Origin of the sequence: Mesorhizobium sp. B1-1-5 (genome assembly GCF_006443065.1) — a bacterium.
GTDB lineage: Bacteria > Pseudomonadota > Alphaproteobacteria > Rhizobiales > Rhizobiaceae > Mesorhizobium.
In genome coordinates this window covers 1-1,168 of sequence record NZ_VFWS01000532.1, presented here as the reverse complement: position 1 = coordinate 1,168, position 1,168 = coordinate 1, and the positions used below count along the sequence as shown (strand labels likewise).

The window sequence follows — 1,168 nt, the reverse complement described above, 5'->3', positions numbered from 1 at the left end:
GGTGAACCGGATAGCGGCCGCAGAAGCATCGCCGGGTGGTAACTCGTAGCGTCTGCTCGAGGTTCTCCGAGACCTCGCATGGTGGCCGCCACGCCAGTGTCTCACGCGCGCGTCGTCAAACAAGGAATTCAGCCGTGCCCGCGATCTTCACCGCCAAACCCACGCCTGCGCCGATGGCAGCCAAAGAATCAAGCCTGGCGCCGACCGATGCCTCTTCCGCCCCGCTCAAGACCTGGATCGCCGTCATTGGCTCGACGCTCGGCGCCTTCATGGCGGTCCTCAACATCCAGATCGTCAACGCATCGCTAGCCGACATTCAGGGCGCCATCGGCGCGGGCATCGATGACGGCGGCTGGATATCGACCGCCTACCTGGTGGCCGAGATCGTCGTCATTCCTCTCACTGGCTGGCTGTCGCGGGTCTTTTCCATCCGCCTTTATCTTCTGGCCAATGCAATCCTGTTTCTCGCCTTCTCGGTTGCCTGCGCCTTCGCGCAAAACCTTCAGCAGATGATTGTTCTGCGTGCTTTGCAGGGCTTTTGCGGCGGCGTGCTGATCCCGGTCGCCTTCACCATCACCATAACCCTCCTGCCCAAGGCGAAGCAGCCGATCGGATTCGCCCTGTTCGCGCTGTCGGCGACCTTCGCACCGGCCATCGGACCGACAATCGGTGGCTATCTCACCGAGAACTGGGGCTGGCAGTTCATCTTCTATGTCAACTTGGTCCCCGGCGCGCTGATGGTCGGCATGCTGTGGATGTCCCTCGAAAGGGCGCCGATGCAGCTTTCGCTGCTGCGCCAGGGCGACTGGGCCGGGTTCATCACGATGGCGATCGGGCTCGGCACCTTGCAGACCGTGCTCGAGGAGGGCAACAAGGACGATTGGTGCGGCTCGCCGTTCATCGTGCGGCTGTCCTTGATCGCCCTCGTCAGCCTCTCGCTTTTCCTGTGGATCGAGTTGAGAAGCGAAAGGCCCTTGCTTAACCTCAGACTGTTCGCCCGCTGGAATTTCGGTTTCTCCATCCTGGCCAGCTTCCTGCTCGGAATTGCGCTCTACGGGGCGGTGTTCATCCTGCCCGTCTATCTCGCGCGTATCCAGGGCTACAACGCCCAGCAGATCGGCATGGTGCTGGCCTGGACAGGCCTGCCGCAACTGGTGCTGATCCCGCT

At 62.2% G+C, this 1,168-nt stretch carries 1 protein-coding gene; it reads left to right on the top strand.

The genetic code is table 11. The annotated features are described in order from the left end of the window. Positions 1–173 precede the first annotated feature (173 nt). The coding region (locus tag FJ980_RS33045) for a DHA2 family efflux MFS transporter permease subunit (RefSeq protein WP_140547605.1) at positions 174–1,168 on the top strand (995 nt) is incomplete at its 3' end.